The following is a 16394-nucleotide window of genomic DNA, read 5'->3' on the forward strand; positions in this document are numbered from 1 at the left end:
GCGTGCGCGCACAGTCACCGCGCCGCCGCGCGCTACAGCAGTCGGCCGCCGGGCTGTGAATCCATAAGTCCAACACCCCGAGCGATGCCGAAACGCCTCCCCGCTCGATGCTCACCATCCTCAACCCATCAGTGCCCTGACATGGGCCACGCTGCTCTCGCGCAGCGCCGTGAGGTCGTAGCCGCCCTCGAGCATCGACACCAGGCGTCCGCGCGCGTGCTTGTCGGCCAGCGCCACCAGTTCGGTGGTGAGCCAGGCGTAGTCGCCGGCCTCCAGCTGCAATTGCGCCAACGGATCGAGCCGGTGCGCGTCGAAGCCGGCCGAAACCAGCAGCAGTTGCGGACGGAACGCGTCGATGACTGGCAGCAGTGTCTGCGCCCAGGTCGCACGGAAGGCCTCGCCACCCGAGCCGGTGCGCAGCGGCGCGTTGACGACGTTGCCGACGCCGCGTTCGCTGGGGTAGCCGGTGTCGGGGTAAAGCGGCATCTGGTGCGAGCTCAGATAGAGCACGCGCGGGTCACCGTCGAAGATGGCCTGCGTGCCGTTGCCGTGGTGCACGTCGAAGTCGATGATCGCCACCCGTGACAGCCCATGGGCGTCCAGAGCGTGCGCGGCGGCCACCGCGATGTTGTTGAACAGGCAGAAACCCATCGCCACCGAAGGGGTCGCGTGGTGCCCCGGTGGCCGCACGGCGCAGAACGCGCGCGGCAGGGAACCGGATGCGCTGGCCAACGCCGCGTCCACCGCGGCCACGCCGGCACCGGCGGCACGCAGGGCGGCTTCTGCCGAGCCCTTCGACAACATCGTGTCCGCATCCAGTGGGACCGTTTCCGCCACCGGTGTGTCCAGCACCAGCCGCAGCAACGCATCGTCGTGCACGCGCGACAGCTGCCCGCGCGTGGCACGCGGCGCGTCGAGCCAGGCGACCTGCGGGAAGGCCTCGCGCAGCGCCGCGGTGACCGCTTCCAGGCGTGCCGGCCGTTCGGCGTGCCCGGCGCCGGTATCGTGCTGCAGGCAGGCGGTGTGGGTGAAGAAGTGCACGGGACCAGGGAATGGCAGCGATGCCGCGAGGGTAGCGGGGAAGTGGTGGGCGGGCGTGAAGCGCTCAGCACGCCTGCCTGTGCCGCGGCGCGGCGCATGGCGACGCGGTTACGGAATCGCACGCCTATTGGCGTGGCGGCGCCCCTTTGCGGCGCTCGTGGTTCCACAGCACCTCGCCGTGCCCGCTCGCGCGTGCCAGCACGCGGGCCAGCACGAACAGCAGGTCGGAGAGGCGGTTGAGATAGCGGATCGCCTCGGGGCGCACTGCATCCTGGCGCGAGAGGGCGATGGTCTCGCGTTCGGCGCGGCGCACCACGGTGCGCGCGACATGGCAGCGCGCCGCGGCCTCGCCGCCACCTGGCAGGATGAAATCCTTCAGTGCCGGCAGTGGTTCGTTGAAGGCGTCGAGGTGCTGTTCCAGGCGTTCCACGTCCGCGTCGAAGATCGCCGCGTGGCCGGGAATGCACAGCTCGCCGCCGAGATCGAACATCTGGTGCTGCACCGACACGAGCAGCGAGCGCACGGCGTCGGGGAACGTGCTGTCCGAAGCCGCGCTCGCCAGCACCAGGCCGATGCAGGAATTGGCTTCGTCGACCGTGCCATAGGCGGCGACGCGGGCGGAGTCCTTGGCGACGCGGCTGCCGTCACCGAGCCCGGTGGTGCCGTCGTCGCCGGTCTTGGTATAGATCTTGGAAAGGCGGTTGCCCACGATGTGAACGGTGGTTGCTTACACCGTCTGCACGCGCAGCGCCGGCATGCGATGGCGCAGCAGGCTGAAGCCGCCGAACAGCAGCGCCGAGAAGAACAGCGTGCCCAGCAGCGTGCCCTGGAAGAACGGGATGCCGGCGATGTAGGCGGCCATCAGGCCGGCCGCGTTCTGCGGGTACATCGACGAACCGATCCAGGCGCTGAAGTTGGTCACCAGGAAGAACAGCACCGAACCCGCCAGCGAATAGCCCAGCACGCGCACGCCATTCACCTTGCCGCGCAGGCCGAAGCCGAGCACGGTCGAAAGCGCGATACAGGCATACACGAGCCAGAAGCTGGTGCTGAAGAAGTAGCTCGAATAGGTGCCGCCATGGACGGCCGCCAGGATCAGGTCGGAGGCAGCCATCGCCGCCAGCGGCACCACGATGGCGAGCGAGCGCGAGGCGAAGTAGGCACCGCCGAACAGGGCGATCGCTTCCACCGGCGAGAAGTTCCACGGATGCGGGACCACGCGCGTCAGCGCGGCGACCAGGATCATGGCACCCAGGATCAGCGGGCCGGGTGCGAAGGAGGACGTCGGACGGTTCGGGCTGTTCATGGGCTGCGTTCTTGCGGTGGCTGGCCGGTGGCGGCCGTAGGTCCGTTAGCATAACGCAATGCCCCAGACCGACCTGTCATCACAGTCCGCGTCGCCCGCGACCGGCCCCCTGCAAGCCGACACGCACGACGTCCTGATCATCGGCGGAGGCCTGGTGGGCGCCAGCCTGGCGATCGCACTGGATCGCCTGGGCCTCGATGTCGGCCTGGTCGAAGCCGCGCCGGCCGGCGCGCTTCCCACGGTATTCGACGAGCGCAACCTCAGCTTCGCCGAAGCCACCGTCAACGCCCTCACCGCGCTCGGCGTGATGCAGAAGCTGCGTGCCCCGACCGGCGCGATCGAACGCATCCACGTCAGCCGCAGCGGCGACTTCGGCCGCACCGTGCTGGACGCGGCGAAACACGGTCGCAGCGAATTCGGCCGGGTCGTCATTGCCCGCGACTTCGGCGAGGCGCTGGAAGCACGGCTGGGTGAGCTGCAGCACGTGCGCCGCTATCGGCCGATGCGTTTCGTCGGGGTGGACGCCGCCGGCGAGGACCTGCGCGTCGTCCGCGTCGCCAACGAGCGCGGCGAACAGCAGTTGCGGACACGCCTGCTGGTCGCTGCCGACGGTACACGCAGTGGTGTGCGCGCCGCGCTGGGCATCGGCAGCGAGGAGCACGACTACGCGCAGACACTCTTCGTCTCCCGGCTGCTCGCCGAACGCGCGCCCGATGGCACCGCCTACGAGCGCCTCGGCGCGAACGGACCCACCGCCCTGCTGCCGCGCGGCGACCGCCACTTCGGCCTCATCCATGGCGTGGCACGCGAGGATGCCGACGCCGTCGCGGCCCTGGATGACGCGGCTTTCCTGGCCCGCGTGCAGGATGCGTTCGGCTGGCGCGCCGGCCGCTTCCTCGCCTGCGGTGACCGCACCGCGTACCCGGTGACCAGGGTGATGGCGCAGGCGCTGACGGCGCGGCGCGCGGTGCTCGTGGGCAATGCCGCGCAGACGATCCATCCGGTCGGCGCACAGGGTTTCAATCTCGGCCTGCGCGATGCGCTGACGCTTGCCGAGCTGATCGAGTCCGGTTGTCCCGGTACGCGCGCCGCCTCCGGTTTCGACTGCGGTGATGCCGCACTGCTGGCGCGGTACACGCAGCGCCGCCGCGAGGATCGCGACCGCACCGTTGCGTTCTCCGATGACCTTGCCCGTTTCACCGCCAACGGCTCGGGACTGCTGCGGCCGCTGCGCAGCGTCGGCCTGCTCGCCGCCGATCGCCTGCCGTCCATGCAGGCATTCCTGGTCGGGGCGGCGATGGGTTACCGCGGCGATGTGCCCGCGTTGTGCCGTGGCGAGACCACGAGCGCGGGGGCCGCATGAGCCGCCGCGACCTGCTCGATGTCGCCATCGTCGGTGCCGGCGTGGTCGGTGCCGCCGCCGCCCTCGCGCTCGCTCGTGACGGCTGGCAGGTGGCGCTGATCGAAGCGCGCGAACCGCCCCGCTGGCGCTACGACCAGCCCGACCTGCGCGTGTATGCCTTCGCGCCCGACAACGCCGCGCTGCTGGCCGACCTCGGCGTGTGGCCATCGATCATCGATGCACGCGCGCAGCCCTACCGCGGCATGCGCGTGTGGGATGCGGCCGGCGGCGACGAATTGCGCTTCGATGCGGACGTCTTCGGCCGACGCGAACTGGGCTGGATCGTGGAGAACGCGCTGCTGGTCGATCGCCTCTGGGCCGCACTGCCGGCCGCGGGCGTGCGGCTGCGCTGCCCTGCCCAGGTGATCGCGTTGCAGCAGGACGAGGGCGCGGACCACGCCGCGCTCGAGCTCGACGACGGCACCCGCCTGCGCGCGCGGCTCGTGCTCGCGGCCGATGGTGGCGACTCGAAGCTGCGCACGCTCGCCGGCATCGATACCTATACCCACGATTACGGCCAGAACGCGCTGGTCGCCTTCGTCGATCATGCGCGTCCGCACGAGGCCACGTGCTGGCAGCGCTTCCTGCCCACCGGGCCGCTCGCGTTCCTGCCATTTACAGGCGAAGGCGCCAGCGCAGGTGGGCACCGCAGTTCGATCGTGTGGACGTTGCCCGAGGCCGAAGCGGCGCGCTTGCTGCAGGTCGACGACTCGGCCTTCCTGCGCGAACTCGACAACGCCTTTGCCGGCAGCCTGGGTACGCTCGGCGCGGTGTCGAAGCGCGTGGCTTTTCCCCTGCGCAGGCAACTCGCGCAGGCGCATGTCGCCGGCCGCGTTGCGGTGATCGGCGATGCCGCGCACGTGGTGCATCCACTCGCGGGGCAGGGCGTGAACCTGGGGCTGCGTGATGTCGCCGCGCTGCGCGCGCTACTGTTGCGCCAGCGCACGGCCAGTCGCGATCCGGGTGCGCCCGTGGCGCTGGCGCGCTGGGCCCGGCAGCGGCGCAGCGAGAATGCCGTGGCCGCCTATTCGTTCGATGGCCTCAACCGACTGTTTTCGAACGACAAGCTGCTGGCGACGCTGCTGCGCGGTCCCCTGCTGGGACTGGTGGGGAAACTGCCGCCGTTGCGGCACGCCTTGTGGAAGCACGCGGCCGGGCTGTAGCCGGTTGCCCGTAGCCCGGACGAGAAACGCCCCGCCGAAGCGGGGCGTGGTGCTTCCCTGCCGTCCCAACTTCACTCAATCGGTCCCGACCCTCAATGGGACCAGCCCTTCAATTCGTCCTTCGACAGGCGGCCGTTGTGGTTGCTGTCGATCGCACCGAAATCGCGGATCAGGTCGGCATCGCCGCTGGCGTTCACTTCGCCTTGCGACAAGCTGCCATCGCTGTTCTTGTCCAGCGCCGCGAAGTCGACCTGGTGCGAGGTCGCCGCAGCGGCTGCGGCGTCATTGCTGGTCATCGGCACCGCGGTCGGCGGGGTTGTCGGCGGGGTTGTCTGCATCGCGTCGGCGGCATCGTTGCTGGTCATGGGGGTTGTGTGCTGTTGGCGCTCGTCCTCGGCCTTCATCTGCGCCTGCTCATCGGCGGACTGCCCCATCGTGGTGGCGGGCGGCGCGTCCTGCGCGAATGCGGGCGCGATCAGCAGCGTCGCGAAAAGAGTCAATGCAACGGTCTTGTTCATGAGAGGTCTCGTATGGGGAGACCGGGGAACCGTAGTACCCCACGCATCAAGCGCGCGTAAAACTCCGCAATGCAGGCTGAACGAAAAGGTAAGCCGCGTGCCGCCCGGCGCGCAGCACGCGTGAAGACCCGTGCGTAGCCATATTCAGCATTGCGCTGCAGCGTCCAGGGAAACTGCCGGGCGCCCGCATGAAGCAGGGCGCCCGGCGGTGCGCTGGCTCAATTGATCACGTTCTCGGTTTCAGCGCGCGACAGTTTTCCATCGTGGTTCGTGTCCATGGCGGAGAACTGTTGCTGCAGTTTCGGATTGCCGCGGGCCTCGGCGCGCGACAACACGCCATCCTGGTCGGTGTCCAATGCGCGGAACTCGGGGCGATAGCCGCTGGGATCGCCCGGATGCGAGGTAAAGGTGACGTTGGCGGCGGCCGGCATGGCGCTGGCGGCGCCTGTTGCAGCCGCGGCCGTGGCCGCACCGGTCGACTGCATCGCCTCCGACGCATCATTGCTGGTCATCGGCGTGCCGGCATCCGTCGATGCATTCGTGGTGGACTCGGTCGTCGTCGTGCCACTCCAGCGGTCAGACTGTGGCGTGGCTTGCTGCTTCGCATCCTCGGCCTTGGCCTTGGCCTGTGCCTGCGCATCGGTGGACTGTTCCATCGAAGTGGCGGGCGGCGCGTACTGGGCGAGCGCCGGAGCAGCCAGCAGCGTTGCCAGGAAAGTAAGTGCAACGGTCTTGTTCATGAGCGAGCCTCATGCGGTGGAAACCCGGGACCGTACTAGTACCCAACGCATAAAACGCGCGTAAAAACCGCGCAATTCAGGCTGAACGGAAACGAACGCGCGGCCGTTGATGGCCGCAACCGGATCGGTCTGTCATCGCTGCGCTGCGCTGGCGAAGACGGTGATCTCCTCGCGGTCGTGGTACAGCTGCCGCGCGCGCACCAGCAGCGGCTTGCGCGCCTGCTGTTCGAACAGTTCCAGGCACAGCCGTGTCTCGTCCCAGCGCTTCTTCATCGGCAGCTTGAGGTTGAAGATCGCGTGCCGGCACCAGCCCTCGCGCAGCCAGGTCGCCATTCGCTCGGCGACGCGGCGCGGCTGCTCGACCATGTCGCACACCATCCAGTCGAGGGGCGCCTTCGGTTGCCACTGGAAGCCGTCGGCGCGCAGGTGGTCGACACGGCCACTGTCGAGCAGGTGCTGGCGTAGCGGGCCATTGTCGACCGAAGTGACATGCAGGCCGTTGCGCACCAGCACCCAGGTCCAGCCGCCCGGCGCCGCGCCGAGGTCGGCGCTGCGCATGCCATCGCGCAGCAGGCGCTGCCGCTCCTCGTCGGAGAGCAAGGTGAGTAGCGCCTCTTCCAGCTTCAGCGCGGAACGGCTCGGGGCATCGGCATGCATGCGCAGGCGCGGGATGCCCAGCGGCCATGGCGCGCTGTCGCGCGGCTCGCTGCGCGCGAGTACGACGTGGTCGCCATCGAGGAAGACGACGTGCAGGCGCGGCTTGCCTGCGTCGTCCGCGCGCGCGAGCCAGCCGGCCTTGCGCAGCGCCGGCCGCAGCGCATTGCCGAAGCTGCGGGCCAGGCCGGCCAGGGGCTTGCCGACGTCGGAATCCGGGTGTTCCACCCACAACTCGCCGAAGACCTGCTTCGGCAGCGTTTCCAGGGCGGCGAGGATCGGCGTGATGCGGTCCTTCGGGTCGATGCCGCGCAGGTCGGCGAGGCGCAGCAGCTTCTGCCGCGCGAAGATCAATCCGGTGAAGGGCAGCGCACGCGACAGGGATGTCGCGTCTTCACAGATGAATTCGACGTACCCGCTGTTGCGTTCCGTGCGGGCGTAACCCGGCAGGTTCGCCTGCGCGGCGCGCTCGGACAGCTCGCCCGCCAGTTCCGGTTCGAAACCGGCGCGGCACCAGCAGAACAATCCATCCAGAGGCGGGGCATCGGCTGCCATCAGTAGCGTTCGCCGCCGGCTGCACCATAGGCGCGCAGGACCGCACGCGCGGCGTCGCGCTGCACGTCGCGCGTCACCATGATGCCGCGGCGCTCGAGTTCCCCGACCCAGTCCGCGGGCAGCGGGCCTTCGTCGAATTCGGTGAGTTCCTCCACGTCCTCGCTGCGCGCGCCGATCAGCAGGCGATCGATGCCGGCCCACACGGTCGCACCATAGCACTGGCAGCACGGTTGCGAGGACGTCGCCAGCGTGATCGGGCCGATGGGTTCATCGGCTTCGTTGCGGTTGAGGCGCGGGCGCTGGGTGCGCAGCTGCGCGAGCATGTAGGCCATCATCTCGGCATGCGCGACGGAGCACGCATGCGGCAGCACCCGGTTCACGCCCACCGCGATGATGCGGTCGTCGGGGCCGAATACCGCCGCGCCGAATGGGCCGCCACTTCTTTCCTCGATGTTGATGCGCGACAGCTCGATCGCCAGCGCGACCTTGTCGTCATCGCTGGCGTAACTGCGCGAGGTGTCGACTGCGTCGTGCACCCAGGCCGGCAGGGTCAGGTGGACCTGCGCATACAGCATCACTGCACCAGCCCGGACGAAGCGGCTTCGCACTTGCCCTGCCTGCAGCTGCAGGAGGAAATTTCGGGGAAGCCGCAGACCGACATCATTCCCTTCTTCGCGCACTCCGCCTGGACGCTCTTCGGGTCGGTCGGACTGTTGACGTTGACGCAGGCCGGGTAATAGCCGCAGCAGTTGCCGACGTTCTTGACGGTGCAGTCGGCGTCGGTCTTGCAGCCCAGATCGACGGCGCCCGGCGCCGCCGCTGGCGCTTGGACCGGATCGGGTGGCAGTCGGCCGCCCGTGTGCACGGGCTTGTGGGCCGGTTGCGCTGGCGTTGTCGCCGCAGGTGCCGCCGCGGCCGGCGCGTCGTTCCTGGCGGGAGCGCCGCCGTTCGGCGACGGTGCCGCGCAGGCGCCAACGGTGACCGTGACGAGTGCGAATGCGAATACGAACGACGCGGCGCGCAGGCGGCGGCGGAGTCTGCTCAGCGCGCGCATGGCATCGTGCCTCAGGCCTTGCCCGACCAGGTGTCGCGCAGGGTGACGCTGCGGTTGAACACCGGCTGGCCGGCGGCATGGTCGTAGCGGTCGGCGACGAAGTAGCCGATGCGCTCGAACTGGAACGACTGCTCCGCCGTGGCTTGCGCGGCCGCCGGCTCGACGTAGCCGGTGACGACGCGGCGCGAGTCCGGATTCATGTAGTCCTTGTAGGTCTTGCCGCCTTCCTCGTTGTCGGAGCCGTCCCTGTCAGGATCCGCGACGACGAACAGGCGGTCGTACAGGCGTACTTCCGCCGCTACGGCATGCTTCGCGCTGACCCAGTGGATGGTGCCCTTCACCTTGCGGTTGGCGCCTTCCATGCCGGGGCGCGATTCCGGATCGAGCGTGCAGCGCAATTCGACCACCTTGCCCGCGGCGTCCTTCACCACTTCGTCGCAGCGGATGATGCCGGCGCCGCGCAGGCGCACGTCGCCGCCCACGGTCAGGCGCTTGAAGCCCGGTGGCGGCACTTCCTCGAAGTCCTCGCGCTCGATCCACAGCTCGCGCGCGAACGGCACCTGGCGTTCGCCCTGCGCCGCGTCCTTGGGGTGGTTGGAGAACGTGAGCGATTCCTCGTGCGATTCCGGCAGGTTGGTCAGCACCAGCTTGAGCGGATCGATCACCGCCATGCGCCGCGAAGCGTGCGCGTCGAGGTCGTCGCGCAGCGCGCCCTCGAGGATGGAGATGTCGAGCAGCGAGTTCTGCTTGCTGATGCCGACGCGGTCGACCATCAGGCGCAGCGCCGACGGCGTGTAGCCGCGGCGGCGGATGCCCTGCAGGGTCGGCATGCGCGGATCGTTCCAGCCGTCGACCAGGCCTTCGTTGACCATCGCCAGCAGCTTGCGCTTGCTCATGACCAGGAAGTTGAAGTTCAAGCGCGAGAACTCGATCTGGCGCGGCTTGCTGGCCTCGAACGGCAGGCCCTTGCCGGTCAGCGGCGCGACCAGCTCCGGCGAATGGGCGAGGTCGACCTTGTCCACGCACCAGTCGTACAGCGGACGGTGGTCCTCGAATTCCAGCGTGCACAACGAGTGGGTGATGCCTTCCACCGCGTCGCTGAGCGAATGCGCGTAGTCGTACATCGGATAGATCGGCCAGTCGTTGCCGGTGTTCTGGTGCTCGACGTGCTTGATCCGGTACAGCGCCGGATCGCGCAGGTTGATGTTGCCGCTGGCCATGTCGATCCTGGCGCGCAGCGTGCGCGCGCCGTCGGGGAACTCGCCCGCGCGCATGCGCCGGAACAGGTCGAGGTTCTCCTCGACGCTGCGCTCGCGATAGGGCGAATTGCGGCCCGGCTCGGTCAGGGTGCCGCGGTATTCGCGCACCTGCTCGGCGCTGAGGTCGCAGACGAAGGCGTCGCCCTGGCGGATCAGCTTCTCGCCGGCCAGGTACAGCACCTCGAAATAGTCGGAAGCATGGCGAAGGTCGTGCCACTCGAAGCCGAGCCAGTGCACGTCATCCTGGATCGCACGGACGTACTCGGGGTCTTCCTTGGCCGGGTTGGTGTCGTCCAGGCGCAGGTTGCACTCGCCGCCGAATTCGCGGGCGACGCCGAAATCCAGGCAGATCGCCTTGGCGTGGCCGATGTGCAGGTAGCCGTTGGGCTCCGGCGGGAAACGGGTCTTGATCGCCGCGTGCTTGCCGCTGGCGAGGTCCTCGCGAACGATCTGCCGGATGAAGTCGTTCTTTTCCGGCGGGGAGGACGGGGCGGCGGAGGCAGGCGTGGCGGACATGCGGGAAGGCGGAAGCGAGGGAGAACGCGCAGTTTAGCGGCCCGCGACACGACCGAGGCCACCGGATTGCCGAAGCCGCGCCCGCGGCTGCGGAATCACGGGTGCCGGGCCGTTGCGTGCACCGCAGCCGTCAGATGCTTCAGATGCACCACCACGCTCTGGATGGAGCTTAAGCTCCGTCCATGAACAGCCTCCGCACCCTGATCCGCGATGTCCCCGACTTCCCCAGGCCCGGCGTCGTCTTCAAGGACATCGGCCCGCTGCTGGCCGATCCCACCGGCTTCACCGCCTGCATCACCGCGCTGGCGGCGCCGTGGCGCGACGTCCCCATCGACGCGGTGTGCGGCATCGAGTCGCGCGGTTTCATCTTCGGCGCGGCCATGGCGCTGGCGATGAAGACCGGCTTCGTCCCGCTGCGCAAGGTCGGCAAGCTGCCGCCGCCCACCCTCGGCATCGACTACGACCTCGAGTACGGCAGCGCGCGGCTGGAAATCAGCTCGGGAGGGCTGGGCGCGCAGGGGCTGCCGGCCGGCGCCCGCGTGTTGCTGGTGGACGATGTCCTGGCCACCGGCGGCACGCTGGACGCCGGCCGCCGCCTGCTGGAGCAGGTCGGTGCGCAGGTGGTCGGTGCCGGGGTGGTGATCGAGATCGACGGCCTGCGCGGCCGCATGCGCTGGCCGGAGGAGATTCCACTACGCACGCTGCTGCGTTGCTGAAGCGTATGCTGGCTGCGCAACCCGGAGCCGCGATGAAAGTCGTCTACGAAGCCGCCAACCTGATCGATGCCCACCTCGTCCGCCATGCGCTGGAAGCCGCGGAGATCCCGGTATTCCTGCGCGGCGAGCAACTGCTCGGCGGCATGGGCGAATTGCCGCTGTTCGGGGTGATCGCGGTGTGCGTGCCGGACGTGGTCTGGCCGCAGGCGCGCGAGATAGTCGAAGCCTTGCCCTTGAACGAGCCACCCGCCGCCGCGGACGACGAAGTGGGCGAGGGCGGCTGGCAACCTGCGTAGGCGCGCCGTCCTGGCGACGGGTCTTTGTTCCATTGCCACGGCCAACGCGGGCCGCCTGTCACGCGAAATATCCTCCCTCTCCCGTGCTCCGAGGACCGCGCCCCATGCCCCTGCTCGTCATCGGCAACAAGAACTATTCGTCCTGGTCGCTGCGACCGTGGCTGCTGTTGCGCCATTTCGGCGTGGCCTTCGACGAGCTGCGGCTCAACCTCGACACGCCCGAGTTCCACGCAGAGATCGGCCGCTGGTCGCCGACACGCACGGTGCCGGTGCTGCACGACGACGGCCTGGTCGTGCCCGATTCGCTGGCTATCTGCGAATACGTCAACGAACGCTGGCTCGACGGACGTGGCTGGCCCGCGGACCTGCGCGCGCGGGCGAAGGCGCGCGCCGCCGCGGCGGAAATGCATTCGGGCTTCCGCGCGCTGCGCACGCAAATGCCAATGAACTGCCGGCGCCAGCCCGATGCGTATCGCGGCGACGAAAATGCGCAGGCCGACATCGACCGCATGCAGCAGCTCTGGCGGGAGCTGCGCGCTGAATTCGCGGCCGATGGAGACTTCCTGTGCGGCGGCTTCGGCATCGTCGATGCGATGTTCGCGCCGGTGGTGATGCGCTTCCTCGGCTACGGCGTCGCCCTGGACGACAACGCGCACCGTTATGTCGAGGCGATCACCGCGTTGCCGGCCGTGCGCGAATGGCGCGCGGCCGCGGCCGCCGAACCCGAATACCTGCCCGACACCGACAAGCTGGTGCGGGCATGACCCATGCGGCCCGGGATTACACCCGCGGCTCGCTGGCCGCGATGGCGCTGGGCGCCGCGCTGATCAGCACGTCGGCGGTGTTCGTGAAGTGGGTCGGGATCGGGCCGACCGCATCGGCGTTCTGGCGCATGGGGCTGGCGTCCGTGCTGCTGCTCGCCTGGTTCGTCCGACCGAAGGTGCGCGCAGGCTGGAAGCCGGATGCGCGCGTGCTCGGCCTGCTGGCGGTCGCGGCGCTGTTCTTCGCCGTCGACCTGTGGATGTGGCACCGGAGCATCCTCTACGTCGGCGTCGGATTGGCCACGCTGCTCGGCAACTTTCAGGTATTCGCGCTCGCCGGCTACGGCGCGTTCGTGCTCGGCGAGCGCGGCGGCTGGCGCCTGTGGGTGGGCTTGTTGCTGGCGCTGTTCGGACTCGCGCTGCTGCTGGCACCGGGCTGGGAGGGCTTCGATGCGCGCTTCCGCACCGGCATCGCGTTCGGATTGGGCACCGCGGTGGCGTATGCCGGTTTTCTCATCTTCTTCCGCGCGGCGCAGGGGCAACGCGCGCAGGTGGCGAACGAGGCGCTGCTGTGGTGGATGTGCGTGTTCAGCGCGGCGTTGCTGCTGGCGATGACGCTGGCGGGTGGCGAGTCCCTGTCGCCGCGCGGCCCGCGCGACTGGAGCGCGTTGCTGGCTTATGCGCTGATCGCGCAGGTGTTCGGCTGGCTGGTGATCGGCCGGGTGATGCCGAAGCTGCCCGCCGGCGTGCTCGGCTTGTGCCTGCTTCTGCAGCCGCTCCTGTCATACGTGTGGGATGCGTTGCTGTTTGGCACGCGGCTCGGCCCGGTGGAAATGCTGGGACTGGCCTTGTCGCTGGCAGGCATCTTCCTGGGCCTGGTGCGCGGGCAGCGCAAGCCAGCGGAAACGGCGATGGATGCCGCGGCCTGAGCCGGGCGTGCTGGCACTGCCGCGCGAAGCGCGAGGCAAGACTTACAGCCGCGTGACCGCGCACACATAGACGACTTCGCAGGCGCCCGCGCCGGTGTCCTCGCGTGAGGTCGAGCTGCGCCAGCGCCAGCCGTCGGGGGCCTGCGCTTCCACCAGCCAGCCGTCGATGCGCACGCGTTCGCCCGCTTCCACCCGTGCAAGTGCCGAGGCGATGGCTTCACTGCCGGGGATCATGTGCATGTTCGCGGCGGAGCGGTCGATCTCGGCCTGCGGGATGGGTGGCTGGTCGCTATAGCGGTAGTGGTACCAGCGCGCCGATTGGGTGATGGTCAGGCGCGCGAGCACCGTGTCGTCGCGCATGCGGCCCCAGCCCAGCGCCAGGTCGGTCGGTGCAAGTTGCGACTCGCGATCGGAGCGGTAGTCGCGGCGCGAAAGCACTTTCGCATCGATGCTGAAGCCGGCGAGCGGTGTCAGCGTGGCGGCGCGCAGGTGGAAGGGCGCGAGCGTCGCGGGCGTCGGGCTCTGCAACGGTGGATCGAAAGCCCCCACGCGCGGTGGCAGCTCGCAGGCGGTGGCCGGGGCACGTTCCGCGGTGCCCGCAGTTGCCGGCAGCGGGCTGGGATCGATGGACGCATAGCCGGGCGGCTTGCGCGGCGACACCGGCGAATACCACCAGCCGATCGCGGCGACGAGCAGCAGCAACGCCACCCACGCACGGCCACTCACGCCTTCGCCTCGCCTCGCCTGGTCTTGCCCACGGGCGGCGTCGCCGGCGGCTTGAGCAGCGACTTCGGCAGGTTGCGCAGTTCCGCCGCCATCTGCCCGAGGAACTCGCCCATCGCCGAACTGCGCCGCCACACCATCGCGATCTCGCGATGCGGCGCGTCACCGCGGAACGGCAGCAGGCGGATGTCGGGCGAGGCCGGCACCGGCGGCTGTACCGCGAGCATCGGCAGCAGGGTGATGCCCACGCCGGCGGCGACCATCTGCCGCAGGGTTTCCAGCGAGGTCGCGCGGAAGCCGTCGCGCTCGTCCGCACCGCCCATGCGGCACACGTCGAGTGCCTGGTCGCGCAGGCAATGGCCTTCCTCGAGCAGCAGCAGGTGCTGGTTGTCGAGATCGTCGACCCTCAGCGACGCCTGCCTGGCGAACGCATGCTGCTGCGGTACCGCGAGCAGGAAGGGTTCCTCGAACAGCGGTTCGACATGCAGCTGGTCGTCGTGGATGGGCAACGCGAGCAGGCCCGCATCGAGGCGGCCGTCGCGCAGGCGCGCGAGGATCTGGTCGGTCTTCTCTTCGACCAGCAACAGTTCGAGGCGTGGAAAACGCTTGCGCAGGCCGGGCACCACGTGCGGCAGCAGGTACGGGCCGAGCGTGGGGAACAGGCCCAGTCGCACCGTGCCCGCTTCCGGGTCCTGGCTGCGGCGTGCGATCTGCGTCATCTGCTCGACATCGCTGATCACCTTGCGTGCGCGTTCGGCGATCTCGCGACCCACCGGCGTGAGCATCACCTTGCGCGGCGCGCGCTCGACCAGGGCGACGCCGAGTTCGTCCTCGAGCTTGCGGATCTGCGTGGACAGCGTCGGCTGGCTGACGAAGCTGGCCGCGGCGGCGCGTCCGAAGTGCTTGTGGTCGGCAAGGGCGACGAGGTACTTGAGGTCGCGCAGGTTCATGCGGCCGATCTTAGCGGCAGCCAACCCGGCGCGCCCTTGCGCGCCCGGGGGGTGGGATTCCCGGTCGCGGTCAGGCGGCGGCCTGCTGCGGCTCCGCCGGCGCCGAGGTGCGGATCAGGTGGTCGAACGCGCTCAGCGCCGCCGTCGAACCCGCGCCCATCGCGATCACGATCTGCTTGAACGGCACCGTGGTCGCGTCGCCCGCGGCGAACACGCCCGGCAGCGAGGTCGCGCCGCGGTCGTCGATGACGATCTCGCCGCGCGGCGACAGTTCGATCGCGCCCTTCAGCCATTCGGTGTTCGGCAGGAGGCCGATCTGCACGAAGATGCCTTCCAGCGCGACCGTGCGCGATTCGCCGTTGGTACGGTCCTTGTAGACCAGGCCGGTGACCTTGCTGCCGTCGCCGAGCACTTCGGTGGTCTGGCCGCTGACGACGACGTCGACGTTGGGCAGGCTGCGCAGCTTGCGCTGCAGCACTTCGTCGGCGCGCAGCTGGTTGTCGAACTCGATCAGGGTGACGTGGGCGACGATGCCGGCGAGATCGATCGCGGCCTCGACCCCGGAGTTGCCGCCGCCGATCACCGCCACGCGCTTGCCCTTGAACAGCGGGCCGTCGCAGTGCGGGCAGTAGGCCACGCCCTTGTTGCGGTACTGGTCCTCGCCGGGCACGTTCATCTGTCGCCAGCGCGCGCCGGTGGCGAGGATCACCGACTTCGCCTTCAGCGACGCGCCGCTTTCCAGCTGCACTTCGATCAGGCCGCCCGGGGCCTTGGCCGGCACGAGTCTGCTCGCGCGCTGCAGGTTCATCACGTCGACTTCGTAGTCGCGCACGTGCTGCTCCAGCGCCACCGCGAATTTCGGGCCTTCGGTGTAGGAGACGGAGATGAAGTTCTCGATCGCCAGCGTGTCCAGCACCTGGCCGCCGAAACGTTCGGCGGCGATGCCGGTGCGGATGCCCTTGCGTGCCGCGTAGATCGCGGCCGCGGCGCCCGCGGGGCCGCCGCCGACGATCAGCATGTCGAAGGCTTCCTTCTTCGCGATCTGCTCGGCCGCGCGCGCGGTGGCGCCGGTGTCCAGCTTCGCCACGACCTGCTCGACCGTCATGCGGCCCTGGTCGAAGGGCTGGCCATTGAGGAATACCGTCGGCACCGACATCACTTCGCGTGCCTGTACCTCGTCCTGGTACAGCGCGCCGTCGATGGCGACATGGGTGATGTTGGGGTTGAGCGCGCTCATCAGGTTGAGCGCCTGCACAGTGTCCGGGCAGCTCTGGCAGGACAGCGACATGAAGGTCTCGAAGCGGAACTCACCTTCGAGCCCGCGCACCTGGTTCGCCAGCGCTTCCTCGATCCGCGGCGGATGGCCGCCGACCTGCAGCAGGGCGAGCACCAGCGAGGTGAACTCGTGGCCAAGCGGGATGCCTGCGAAGCGGACTTCGATATCGGTACCGGTGCGCACGATCGCGAACGACGGACGGCGCGCGTCGTCGTCGCGGCGCGCGTAGCTGATCTTGTCGGACATCGAGGCGATGTCCTGCAGCAGCGCTTCGAGCTCACGCGACTTGGCGCCGTCGTCGAGCGAGGCGATGAGTTCGATCGGCTGCTGCAGCTTGGTGAGATAGGCCTGCAGTTGGGTCTTCAGGTCGGCGTCGAGCATGGGGACTCCACGATTACGAATGGGGGAAGGAAAAACATCTGGCAAGACGACACCGGTGCGGCCGGATCCGGGCGCACGATCGGTGCAGACGCTTGCAGGAGCGGCCTGGGCCGGAGGGGAGGGAGCCGGTAGGGGGAGAGAGCCGGCACGACCC

18 protein-coding genes are annotated in these 16394 nt (G+C 69.2%); 6 read left to right on the forward strand and 12 right to left on the reverse strand.

The window, feature by feature from the left end; genetic code table 11:
• Positions 1 to 120: 120 nt before the first annotated feature.
• The 3 genes from ACXJJ9_RS07190 to ACXJJ9_RS07200 form a co-directional block, all read right to left on the reverse strand.
• Entirely contained in the window at positions 121 to 1041 is a 921-nt protein-coding gene (locus ACXJJ9_RS07190) for a histone deacetylase family protein (protein WP_457096516.1), read from the reverse strand.
• 124 nt (positions 1042 to 1165) lie between these two features.
• Positions 1166 to 1750 (reverse strand): cob(I)yrinic acid a,c-diamide adenosyltransferase, encoded by a 585-nt coding sequence (locus ACXJJ9_RS07195; RefSeq protein WP_457096517.1) that lies wholly within the window; start codon positions 1748 to 1750, stop codon positions 1166 to 1168.
• A gap of 18 nt (positions 1751 to 1768) precedes the next feature.
• Complete coding sequence (locus tag ACXJJ9_RS07200) at positions 1769 to 2347, reverse strand: DUF6580 family putative transport protein (protein ID WP_457096518.1); 579 nt, start codon at positions 2345 to 2347, stop codon at positions 1769 to 1771.
• Between the two features lie 58 nt (positions 2348 to 2405).
• Between ACXJJ9_RS07200 and ubiH the strand changes: the two genes are divergently transcribed.
• Positions 2406 to 3710, forward strand: a complete 1305-nt coding sequence (gene ubiH / locus ACXJJ9_RS07205; protein WP_457096519.1) for a 2-octaprenyl-6-methoxyphenyl hydroxylase — start codon at positions 2406 to 2408, stop codon at positions 3708 to 3710.
• On the forward strand, positions 3707 to 4912 hold the full coding sequence (locus ACXJJ9_RS07210) for an FAD-dependent oxidoreductase (RefSeq protein ID WP_457096520.1): 1206 nt from the start codon (positions 3707 to 3709) through the stop codon (positions 4910 to 4912). The genes ubiH and ACXJJ9_RS07210 overlap by 4 nt, the downstream gene beginning before the upstream one ends.
• Positions 4913 to 5004: 92 nt before the next feature.
• On the opposite strand, the gene ACXJJ9_RS07215 is transcribed toward ACXJJ9_RS07210, so the two are convergent.
• From ACXJJ9_RS07215 to ACXJJ9_RS07240, 6 genes are all read right to left on the reverse strand, one after another.
• Entirely contained in the window at positions 5005 to 5430 is a 426-nt protein-coding gene (locus ACXJJ9_RS07215) for a hypothetical protein (RefSeq protein ID WP_457096521.1), read from the reverse strand.
• A gap of 218 nt (positions 5431 to 5648) precedes the next feature.
• The gene (locus tag ACXJJ9_RS07220) at positions 5649 to 6170 is read right to left on the reverse strand and encodes a hypothetical protein (protein ID WP_457096522.1); all 522 of its coding nucleotides are present in this window, start codon (positions 6168 to 6170) and stop codon (positions 5649 to 5651) included.
• 132 nt (positions 6171 to 6302) lie between these two features.
• The gene (rlmM, locus tag ACXJJ9_RS07225) at positions 6303 to 7358 is read right to left on the reverse strand and encodes a 23S rRNA (cytidine(2498)-2'-O)-methyltransferase RlmM (protein WP_457096603.1); all 1056 of its coding nucleotides are present in this window, start codon (positions 7356 to 7358) and stop codon (positions 6303 to 6305) included.
• 20 nt (positions 7359 to 7378) lie between these two features.
• Positions 7379 to 7954 carry a nucleoside deaminase gene (locus ACXJJ9_RS07230; RefSeq protein ID WP_457096523.1) on the reverse strand — a complete coding sequence of 192 codons (576 nt, stop codon included), beginning with the start codon at positions 7952 to 7954 and terminating at the stop codon, positions 7379 to 7381.
• Positions 7954 to 8244, reverse strand: a complete 291-nt coding sequence (locus tag ACXJJ9_RS07235) for a hypothetical protein (RefSeq protein WP_457096604.1) — start codon at positions 8242 to 8244, stop codon at positions 7954 to 7956. Before ACXJJ9_RS07235 ends, ACXJJ9_RS07230 begins: the two co-directional genes overlap by 1 nt.
• Positions 8245 to 8444: 200 nt before the next feature.
• Entirely contained in the window at positions 8445 to 10208 is a 1764-nt protein-coding gene (locus tag ACXJJ9_RS07240) for a glutamine--tRNA ligase/YqeY domain fusion protein (RefSeq protein WP_457096524.1), read from the reverse strand.
• A gap of 182 nt (positions 10209 to 10390) precedes the next feature.
• Between ACXJJ9_RS07240 and ACXJJ9_RS07245 the strand changes: the two genes are divergently transcribed.
• The 4 genes from ACXJJ9_RS07245 to ACXJJ9_RS07260 all read left to right on the forward strand — a co-directional run bounded on the left by ACXJJ9_RS07245 (position 10391) and on the right by ACXJJ9_RS07260 (position 12910).
• A complete protein-coding gene (locus tag ACXJJ9_RS07245; protein WP_457096525.1) occupies positions 10391 to 10924 on the forward strand; it encodes an adenine phosphoribosyltransferase in 534 nt (177 codons plus the stop codon).
• Positions 10925 to 10956: 32 nt separating this feature from the next.
• Positions 10957 to 11220 carry a putative signal transducing protein gene (locus ACXJJ9_RS07250; protein ID WP_457096526.1) on the forward strand — a complete coding sequence of 88 codons (264 nt, stop codon included), beginning with the start codon at positions 10957 to 10959 and terminating at the stop codon, positions 11218 to 11220.
• 104 nt (positions 11221 to 11324) lie between these two features.
• Complete coding sequence (locus ACXJJ9_RS07255; protein ID WP_457096527.1) at positions 11325 to 11984, forward strand: glutathione S-transferase family protein; 660 nt, start codon at positions 11325 to 11327, stop codon at positions 11982 to 11984.
• On the forward strand, positions 11981 to 12910 hold the full coding sequence (locus tag ACXJJ9_RS07260; protein WP_457096528.1) for a DMT family transporter: 930 nt from the start codon (positions 11981 to 11983) through the stop codon (positions 12908 to 12910). Before ACXJJ9_RS07255 ends, ACXJJ9_RS07260 begins: the two co-directional genes overlap by 4 nt.
• Before the next feature lie 42 nt (positions 12911 to 12952).
• On the opposite strand, the gene ACXJJ9_RS07265 is transcribed toward ACXJJ9_RS07260, so the two are convergent.
• The 3 genes from ACXJJ9_RS07265 to ahpF form a co-directional block, all read right to left on the reverse strand.
• Positions 12953 to 13636: a hypothetical protein gene (locus tag ACXJJ9_RS07265; RefSeq protein ID WP_457096529.1), complete on the reverse strand. Its 684-nt coding sequence runs from the start codon at positions 13634 to 13636 to the stop codon at positions 12953 to 12955.
• Positions 13633 to 14583: a LysR substrate-binding domain-containing protein gene (locus ACXJJ9_RS07270; RefSeq protein ID WP_457096530.1), complete on the reverse strand. Its 951-nt coding sequence runs from the start codon at positions 14581 to 14583 to the stop codon at positions 13633 to 13635. The genes ACXJJ9_RS07265 and ACXJJ9_RS07270 overlap by 4 nt, the downstream gene beginning before the upstream one ends.
• Positions 14584 to 14653: 70 nt before the next feature.
• Complete coding sequence (gene ahpF, locus ACXJJ9_RS07275) at positions 14654 to 16240, reverse strand: alkyl hydroperoxide reductase subunit F (RefSeq protein WP_457096531.1); 1587 nt, start codon at positions 16238 to 16240, stop codon at positions 14654 to 14656.
• Between the last annotated feature and the right edge of the window lie 154 nt (positions 16241 to 16394).

This window comes from Lysobacter sp. P5_B9 (assembly GCF_054049835.1).

Excerpts from the sequence above, each read along its gene's own strand:
- ACXJJ9_RS07200 (WP_457096518.1), bottom strand. The coding sequence starts at position 2,347 with ATGAACAGCCCGAACCGTCCGACGTCCTCCTTCGCACCCGGCCCGCTG.
- ubiH (WP_457096519.1), top strand. The coding sequence starts at position 2,406 with ATGCCCCAGACCGACCTGTCATCACAGTCCGCGTCGCCCGCGACCGGC.
- ACXJJ9_RS07210 (WP_457096520.1), top strand. The coding sequence starts at position 3,707 with ATGAGCCGCCGCGACCTGCTCGATGTCGCCATCGTCGGTGCCGGCGTG.
- ACXJJ9_RS07215 (WP_457096521.1), bottom strand. The coding sequence starts at position 5,430 with ATGAACAAGACCGTTGCATTGACTCTTTTCGCGACGCTGCTGATCGCG.
- ACXJJ9_RS07220 (WP_457096522.1), bottom strand. The coding sequence starts at position 6,170 with ATGAACAAGACCGTTGCACTTACTTTCCTGGCAACGCTGCTGGCTGCT.
- ACXJJ9_RS07230 (WP_457096523.1), bottom strand. The coding sequence starts at position 7,954 with ATGCTGTATGCGCAGGTCCACCTGACCCTGCCGGCCTGGGTGCACGAC.
- ACXJJ9_RS07240 (WP_457096524.1), bottom strand. The coding sequence starts at position 10,208 with ATGTCCGCCACGCCTGCCTCCGCCGCCCCGTCCTCCCCGCCGGAAAAG.
- ACXJJ9_RS07245 (WP_457096525.1), top strand. The coding sequence starts at position 10,391 with ATGAACAGCCTCCGCACCCTGATCCGCGATGTCCCCGACTTCCCCAGG.
- ACXJJ9_RS07250 (WP_457096526.1), top strand. The coding sequence starts at position 10,957 with ATGAAAGTCGTCTACGAAGCCGCCAACCTGATCGATGCCCACCTCGTC.
- ACXJJ9_RS07255 (WP_457096527.1), top strand. The coding sequence starts at position 11,325 with ATGCCCCTGCTCGTCATCGGCAACAAGAACTATTCGTCCTGGTCGCTG.
- ACXJJ9_RS07260 (WP_457096528.1), top strand. The coding sequence starts at position 11,981 with ATGACCCATGCGGCCCGGGATTACACCCGCGGCTCGCTGGCCGCGATG.
- ACXJJ9_RS07270 (WP_457096530.1), bottom strand. The coding sequence starts at position 14,583 with ATGAACCTGCGCGACCTCAAGTACCTCGTCGCCCTTGCCGACCACAAG.
- ahpF (WP_457096531.1), bottom strand. The coding sequence starts at position 16,240 with ATGCTCGACGCCGACCTGAAGACCCAACTGCAGGCCTATCTCACCAAG.